9 protein-coding genes are annotated in these 8,022 nt (G+C 38.3%); 3 read left to right on the plus strand and 6 right to left on the minus strand.

Features of this window, described 5'->3' with window-relative positions; genetic code table 11:
* Positions 1–131: 131 nt before the first annotated feature.
* The 6 genes from CYP77_RS01240 to CYP77_RS01265 all read right to left on the minus strand — a co-directional run bounded on the left by CYP77_RS01240 (position 132) and on the right by CYP77_RS01265 (position 3,465).
* Positions 132–1,136 (minus strand): beta-ketoacyl-ACP synthase III, encoded by a 1,005-nt coding sequence (locus CYP77_RS01240; protein ID WP_103567622.1) that lies wholly within the window; start codon positions 1,134–1,136, stop codon positions 132–134.
* Positions 1,137–1,139: 3 nt separating this feature from the next.
* Positions 1,140–2,129, minus strand: coding sequence for a phosphate acyltransferase PlsX (gene plsX, locus CYP77_RS01245; RefSeq protein ID WP_103567621.1), 990 nt, complete (start codon positions 2,127–2,129; stop codon positions 1,140–1,142).
* Positions 2,130–2,132: 3 nt separating this feature from the next.
* Complete coding sequence (rpmF, locus tag CYP77_RS01250; RefSeq protein WP_002942540.1) at positions 2,133–2,279, minus strand: 50S ribosomal protein L32; 147 nt, start codon at positions 2,277–2,279, stop codon at positions 2,133–2,135.
* A gap of 11 nt (positions 2,280–2,290) precedes the next feature.
* A complete protein-coding gene (locus tag CYP77_RS01255) occupies positions 2,291–2,650 on the minus strand; it encodes a hypothetical protein (protein ID WP_103567620.1) in 360 nt (119 codons plus the stop codon).
* 14 nt (positions 2,651–2,664) lie between these two features.
* Entirely contained in the window at positions 2,665–3,078 is a 414-nt protein-coding gene (gene ndk, locus CYP77_RS01260; RefSeq protein WP_002942517.1) for a nucleoside-diphosphate kinase, read from the minus strand.
* A gap of 102 nt (positions 3,079–3,180) precedes the next feature.
* A complete protein-coding gene (locus CYP77_RS01265) occupies positions 3,181–3,465 on the minus strand; it encodes an NADH-quinone oxidoreductase subunit I (RefSeq protein WP_103567619.1) in 285 nt (94 codons plus the stop codon).
* Between the two features lie 173 nt (positions 3,466–3,638).
* Here CYP77_RS01265 and uvrA point away from each other — a divergent pair, with 173 nt between their 5' ends.
* The 3 genes from uvrA to CYP77_RS01280 all read left to right on the plus strand — a co-directional run.
* Entirely contained in the window at positions 3,639–6,467 is a 2,829-nt protein-coding gene (gene uvrA / locus CYP77_RS01270; RefSeq protein ID WP_103567618.1) for an excinuclease ABC subunit UvrA, read from the plus strand.
* Positions 6,468–6,512: 45 nt separating this feature from the next.
* The gene (locus tag CYP77_RS01275; protein ID WP_103567617.1) at positions 6,513–7,595 is read left to right on the plus strand and encodes a glycosyltransferase family 4 protein; all 1,083 of its coding nucleotides are present in this window, start codon (positions 6,513–6,515) and stop codon (positions 7,593–7,595) included.
* A gap of 146 nt (positions 7,596–7,741) precedes the next feature.
* A partial coding sequence (locus CYP77_RS01280) for a hypothetical protein (RefSeq protein WP_181001940.1) occupies positions 7,742–8,022 on the plus strand: 281 nt, incomplete at its 3' end.

Consider the following 8,022-nt stretch of genomic DNA (forward strand, 5'->3'; position numbering starts at 1 on the left):
AAATAGATCTGAAAATTTAAAACATTGTAATTTTAATATGCATTTGAAAATGAATGGAAATTTTTAAAAATTTATAGAGGGTGTTGTAGAAATTTTATTAAATTTAGAGTTTTGGGTGCGAAAGCGGCTAATTACAGATTGCTAAAATTTTTTCCGCCAAATTTTAGTATCGCTGAACCCCAAGTAAAGCCGCCACCAAATGCGTCAAGAAGTAAAACTGAACCATTTTTAATGCGTCCATCCTCGTAAGCATCATTTATCGCCATTGGGATCGAAGCAGAGCTTGTGTTGCCGTATTTTGCAACCGTCAAAACGCACTGCTCGTCAGTGAAATTTAGCCTGTTTTTTACGGCGTCTATTATCCTGATATTTGCTTGATGAGGTATGAAAAAGTCGATATCTTCGCTTTGCATTTTGTTTGCGTGTAAAATTTCTATCACGCTTTTGCTAAGAGTTTGAACTGCTATCTTAAAGACCTCATTTCCACTCATGTGGATGAAATTTAGCCTATTTTTTAGTGTCTCTTCGCTAGCTGGAAATGCACTACCACATCCTGGAGTTATCAAAAGCTCAGCTTGTCTGCCGTCGCTTGCAGTGTGGATGTCAATGATCTCGTTTTCTTCGCTCGCACTTATCACAGCAGCACCAGCTCCGTCACCAAAAAGTATGCAAGTGCTTCTATCTGTGTAGTCGATCATCGAGCTTAGTTTTTCAGCTCCTATGATCAAAACATTTTTCTTAGCACCACTTGTAACAAGGGAATTTGCAAGCTCTAAAAGATAGATAAAACCCGTGCAAGCCGCGCTTATATCAAAAGCTGTGATGCCAAAATTTAAATCCAAATTTGCAGCTATTTTGCAAGCAGTTGAAGGCATGCAAAGATGATCTGGAGATATCGTAGCGCATATCACTGCATCGATTTGTGATTTTTCAAGGCCTGAGCGTTTTATAGCTAGCTCGGCAGCTTTTGTGCCAAGGTCGCTTGTTATCTCAGTCGTTGCAATGTGTCTTTGCTCTATGCCAGTTCGCTTTACTATCCACTCATCGCTCGTATCGACCATTTTTTCAAAATCAAAATTTGTTAAAATTTTTTCTGGGACATATGACGCAATGGAGATCAATGAAGCTTTTGGCATATTTTACCTTGCAAAGTGTGAAAGTTCTTCTTCTATAACTTTATTTATATTCGAATTAGCAAATTTAATTGCTTGAAATATTGCATTTTTTATAGCTTTTGAGTTGCTTTTGCCGTGACTTATGATGACGCAGCCATTTACGCCAAGAAGCGGAGCACCACCATACTCATCGTAGCTGACCTGTTTTTTTAGGGTTTTAAAGACTTTTCTCATAAGCACTGATCCAGCCATAGCAAGAGGTGATTTTTTGACCTGCTTTTTGATGATCTTACCTATGGCATCAGCGACGCCTTCGCTCGTTTTTAGTAGGATATTTCCCATAAAACCGTCGCAAACCATGACATCAATGCTACCATCAAAAATTTGATTGCCTTCCGCGTTTCCAACAAAGCTATCAAGTCTAGAAACCAGCTTAAAGGCTTCTTTACTGACCTCGTTGCCTTTGCTCTCTTCTTCGCCGTTTGATAAAAGACCAACTTTTGGCGCTTTTCTGCCTAAAATTTCTTTTGCATAGGCTTCGCCCATTATGGCAAATTGAAATAAGTGTTCGCTTCTGCAATCAACATTTGCACCAACATCTAAAACCAAAGTAGCTGTCTCTTTTGAATTAGGCATAAGTGTTGCGATTGCTGGACGAGATACATTTTTTAATCTACCAACTCTTAACGTAGCTAAACTCATAGTAGCACCGCTGTGACCAGCAGAAACGACAGCATCGACTTCTTTTTCTTTTAAAAGCTCAACAGCTTTGTAGATCGTGCTATCTTTTCTTTTTAGTGCGTCTGTCGCTCCGTCAGCCATAGAGATGACCTCAGTAGCTTCTATAAATTCTATATTTTTTAAATAGGGTTGTGGGATGAGTGGTTTTATGGCATTGCTATCGCCAACTAATACAGCTTTAAATTCTGTCTCTTTTAGTGCTTCAATAACGCCAGATATTATAGGATCTGCACCAAAATCACCACCCATAGCATCAATAGCAATGCGAATCATATTTTAGTATTCACCTGTTGTTTTGTTTATGCGGTGAGGCATTTTCCAAGAACCATCTTTGTCTTTTACAGGCACTGGAAGTGTAACTTTGTAATGTGTTCTACGTTTTGCTGCACGAGAATGACTCACTCTTCGCTTTGGTACTGCCATTTTATTCTCCTTTATAAATTTTTACATTTTTCACAATAAAAATAATCGCTCTTAAAAGCTTCTAACTCACTTTCAAAAACTTCTTTTAAATCAATATTGCCATCAAAAAATTCAACCGTATCGCTAAGCTCGTTTTCTCTGTCTTTATAGACACCATCGCTTAAATTTAGCTCTACGTCTTGATCGACTGGCAACATAAATTCATCACCACATCGATCGCAAATATATTTTATCTCGCCCTTTATGGTGCCTTGACATTTTACCAAAAAAGGGTCTTTTCTTTTTAAAATTCCACTAAAAATTAGATCATTGTTTCTTACTAGCTCAAAGTTTATCTCTTTGTTTGCTATTCTAGAAAACGGAATAATCAAATTTTAGTCCAAAATTAGCAAATTTCTCTTGAAGCAAAGAAGAAATTTATCTCATTTACAGCGTTTTCTAGGCTGTCGCTTCCGTGAACTGCGTTTGCGTCAATGCTATCAGCAAAATCAGCTCTGATAGTGCCAGGAGCTGCTTCTTTAGGATTAGTTGCACCCATTAGCTCGCGGTTTTTAGCAACTGCATTTTCGCCTTCTAAAACCATAACTACGACTGGTCCGCTTACCATAAAATCAACTAGATCGTTGAAGAAAGGTCTATCTTTATGAACTGCATAAAATGCTTTTGCATCGCATTTGCTAAGTTTGATTTTCTTTGCAGCTGCGATTCTTAAGCCGTTGCTTTCAAATCTATCTATAATCTTTCCAACAACATTTTTCTTAACAGCGTCAGGCTTAATAATAGAAAGTGTTCTTTGCATAAATTTTCCTTAAAATTTAGGTTATTTAAATGAAGTTGGCAATTATATCAAATAAAGCTTAAAAATAAAATAGGCTCAAATTTGAGCCTAAATTTTGTAAATTTATTGGATAACTGGAGTGCTACCAGTGCGAGCGTCAGCACCGATTTGATCACGTGAAGGTTGTCCTGCTACTACAGTATCCCAAACGATGCAGCCATCAGTTGGACAGGCAGATGCACAGGCTGGCTCATCGTTGTAGCCTACGCACTCAACGCATTTGTTTGAATAAACATAGTATGTATCTGCTCCAGTTGGGTTGTCGCTATCATCAACAATAGCTGAAACTGGGCACTCATCAATGCATGAACCACAGCTTATGCATATATCGGTTATTTTTACAGACATTTTTTCTCCTTAAATAAAATTTTGGCGTAGAATATCAAAAAAAACTGAAAATGATATAAATATACTCTTAAATTTTCATAGCACGCTTAATTTCTCTAAACTACTTTATAAAGTTTTTATCACTTTTAGACTAAATTTACAGATTAAAATTTTAAAAAGGTCGTATAAATTTAATGAATGATACTATAAAAATAACTGGTGCACGCGAGCATAATCTTAAAAATTTAAATCTTGAAATTCCAAAAAACAAACTAGTAGTTTTTACCGGTCTTAGCGGCAGTGGCAAGAGCACACTAGCTTTTGACACGCTCTATGCCGAGGGGCAAAGAAGGTACATGGAGAGCCTTAGTAGCTACGCTAGGCAGTTTTTAGACCGCGTGGGCAAGCCTGATGTCGATAAGATCGAGGGTTTAACGCCTGCTATCGCAATCGATCAAAAGACAACCTCTAAAAACCCGCGCTCAACGGTTGGCACGATCACTGAAATTTATGATTATCTAAGGCTTTTATACGCAAGGGTTGGCGTGCAGCACTGCCATAAGTGCGGCAAACCTATCTCAAAAATGAGTGCGAGCGACATCATAAATGAAATTTCAAAGCTCCCGCTTGGCGCAAAAGTGATCATCTATGCGCCGCTAGTTCGTGAGAAAAAGGGCACATGGGCGGACTTGATCGAAAATTTACGTCAAAAAGGCTTTGTAAGGGCACAGATAGATGGCGTGGTAGTGAGGCTTGACGAAGAGATCGAGCTTGCAAAAACGAAAAAACACACGATAAAGGTCATCGTTGATAGGATCGCTATCGATGAGCAAAATCACGAACGCCTTGCAAGCGACGTGGAAAAGGCGTTAAATGAGAGCTTTGGCGAGGTCGAGGTCGAGATCGCAAATGCTGACGAGCTGGGCTTAAAAGAGAGTTTTATACATTACAGCGAGCACATGGCTTGTTTTGACTGCAAAATTTCATTTACGCCGCTTGAGCCGCTAAGTTTTAGCTTTAACTCACCAAAGGGCGCTTGCGAGCACTGCGACGGACTTGGCATAAGGTATAGCCTAGATATGAGTAAGATCATCGACGAGGAAAAGTCGATAGAAAATGGCGCTATCAAGCTACTTTATGGCTACAACATGAGCTACTACTATAAATTTTTACTTGCTTTTTGTGAGCAAAATGATATCGATATCAAAAAGCCATACTATGAGCTTAGTGAAGATGAAAAGAGGCTCGTTTTATATGGCAACGTCAAGGATGTTGAGTTCTTTTGGAAGCGGAACAAGCTACTTAGAAAATTTGACGGAGTGGTTAAAATTTCACACGGGCTCTTGAAGGATTATAAGGACTTTGATGAGTATATGAGTGAGAAAATTTGTGAGGCTTGTAACGGCCACAGACTAAAGCCTCAAAGCTTAGCGGTCAAGGTCGCTGGTCTTGGGCTTGGTGAAATTTTGGATATGAGCATAGAAAATTGCACCGCATTTTTCTCAAACGAGAAAAATTTTACCTATCTTAGCGACTACGACAAGGCGATCGCAAAGCCTATCTTAAAAGAGATCAACGAAAGGCTTTTCTTTTTATACGACGTGGGACTTGGCTACTTGTCGCTTGGGCGTGATGCTAGGACGATCAGCGGTGGCGAGGCGCAGCGTATAAGGATCGCGAGCCAGATAGGAAGTGGGCTAAGTGGCGTCATGTACGTGCTTGATGAGCCAAGTATCGGCCTTCATGAGCGAGATACTCTAAAACTTATAAAAACGCTTAGAAATTTGCAAGCCAAAGGCAACTCTGTAATCGTCGTCGAGCATGATAAAAAGACGATAGAGGAGGCTGACTATATCGTAGATATCGGCCCTGGAGCTGGTAAATTTGGCGGTAGCGTGGTCTTTGCAGGCACGGCAAAAGAGCTTTTAAACTCAGACACTCAGACTGCACAATACATAAATGGTAAGAAAAAGATCGACTATCAAAAAAATAGAAAAGCTGAGAAGTGGCTTGAAATTTCAAATGTAAATATCAATAATATCTCAAATTTAACCGCTAAATTTCCACTTAGAAACCTTGTGGGCATTACTGGCGTTTCAGGATCTGGCAAGAGCTCGCTAGTGCTTCAGACCTTGCTTCCAGAGGCGCAAGAGCAGCTAAATAGAGCTAAAAAAGTGAAAAAGATAGCTGGGGTAAATTTAAGCGGACTTGAGAATTTGGACAAGGTGATCTATCTTGATCAAAGCCCGATCGGTCGCACCCCACGCTCAAATCCAGCGACTTATACTGGTGTGATGGATGAGATAAGAAATTTATTTGCGCAGACCAAAGAGGCCAAGCTTAGGGGTTATAAAATAGGGCGCTTTAGCTTTAATGTCAAAGGAGGGCGCTGCGAGAAGTGCCAAGGCGAGGGCGAGATCACGATCGAGATGCACTTTTTGCCTGATATCAACGTGGTTTGTGACGTTTGCAATGGCGCTAGGTATAACGCTCAGACTTTGGAAATTTTATATAAGGGCAAAAACATCGCCGAGGTGCTAAATATGAGCATAGATGAGGCGGTTGAGTTTTTCAAAGCTGTGCCAAAGATCGCTTCAAAGCTCACGACACTGCAAGATGTGGGGCTTGGCTACATCACGCTTGGACAAAATGCAGTCACACTTAGTGGCGGCGAGGCGCAGCGTGTGAAGCTAGCAAAAGAGCTTAGTAGAAGCGACACTGGAAATACCCTTTACATACTTGATGAGCCAACGACAGGACTTCATTTTGCCGATGTTGATAGGCTAGTAAAGGTGCTAAATCACCTAGTTGATCTTGGAAATTCTGTCTTTGTCATTGAGCATAATATGGACGTCATCAAAAACTGCGATTATATCGTCGATATGGGACCAGAAGGCGGCGCAAAAGGCGGTAAAGTGATAGCTTGTGGCAGTGTCAAAGAGGTAGCTAAAAACTACAAAAAAACTGGCAGCTACACAGGGGAATTTCTAGCGCAAGAGCTTGAAGAGATGAAGAAAAAATAAGACCAGCTTTTATGCTAATATTATGAAAAAATTAAGGGATAAATTTTGAAAATATTGCTTTATAACGTGACAACTGCGCTAAAAATTGGCGGTGTTGAGACATTTTACTACTCAGTTGCAAAAGAGCTTATCAAAGAACACGAGGTGATCATTTATACTGGTAGAGGTAAATTTATACCAGCGTTTTTAAAAGATAGTGGAATTGATCTAAAGATGTTTGACTTTTGCCCTAGGGAAAAAGTCATAAAAATAGGCAATAGATTTAGAAAATTTATTGAAAGAGTTAGTTTTTATTTTAATGCCAGAAAATTTTTAGAGTCTGAAAAATTTGATATTTTAGTTGTGCATAAACCATTTGATTTTTTTGTTGCATGGGCTTTAAAGAGGCATGATAAGAATATAAAAGCAGTCTTTGTAAGCGGTGGCGAGGATTTTTATTTTTTTGATAAATTTTTTATCAAATTTATAGATAAGATCATTAGCGTTAGCGACGCAAATGCGGAGATTTTAAAAGAAAGATATGGTAGAGAGGTTAAAGTCGTTTATAATGGCGTAGATAAAGAGAAGTTTTATCCAGATGCGTCACTAAAAGAGAAGACAAGAGAGAAATTTGGTGTAAAAAGTGATGAAATTTTGATAGGAAGCGTTGGTAGAGTAGTTGGCTGGAAAGGCTTTGGCATGATGGTAAAAAATATAAATAAGATCAAAAACGCTAAATTTATGCTGGTTGGCGATGGTGAAAATTTACAAAGTCTAAAAGAGATAGCAGCTAAGCTTAACTTGGAGCAAAAGGTCATTTTTGTTGGCGCTATCGGGCATGATGAGCTAAATGAGTACTATAACGCTTGTGATGTTTATTTGCAACCAAGTATAGGGCATGAGGCTTTTGGCATAACTGTCATTGAGGCGTTAGCAGCTAATAAGCCTTGCGTAGTTAGCATAAATGGCGGCATGAAAGAGATCATAAAAGACGGAGTAAATGGATATAAATTTAAAATTTCTGATGAAAGTGACATGATAGAAAAGATAAATTTAACACTAGAAAATATAGAAAATTTAAGGCCAAGAGATAGCATAAAAGGCATGTATGAGTGGTCAAAATTTGCACAGGAGTTAGTTGAGGTATGAAAGGATTTTTTCAAGAAAAGATAAAAACTACCAGATATTTAAATATAGCAATTTTAATTTTTTTATCTTTATTTCTAATAGGCCAGTATAACGAACACATAACCGCCATTAAAAATTTAGCCATATATTTAGCTCTATTTTTAACATTGATCCTTTTTACAGTTGATACTAAAAATGTTATGCAAAATATAAAGAACAATGCAAAGAACAATAAAGCTATTTTGTTGCTATTTTTGCTTTTAAATTTATATGTTTTTGGCATATCATTTTTTCCTTATGATGCTACGCAAAACGCAGCACTTTCAGCGTTTAATGAATTTAAAAGAGCGTTTATATTTATTTTTATCGTTCTTCTTTGGCATGATGGTAGCTATAAAAACTCAAAATGGTTATTTTTTGCCATGGTTGCAGCACTTAGTATAGATAA

Origin of the sequence: Campylobacter concisus (assembly GCF_002913865.1) — a bacterium.
GTDB lineage: Bacteria > Campylobacterota > Campylobacteria > Campylobacterales > Campylobacteraceae > Campylobacter_A > Campylobacter_A concisus_AM.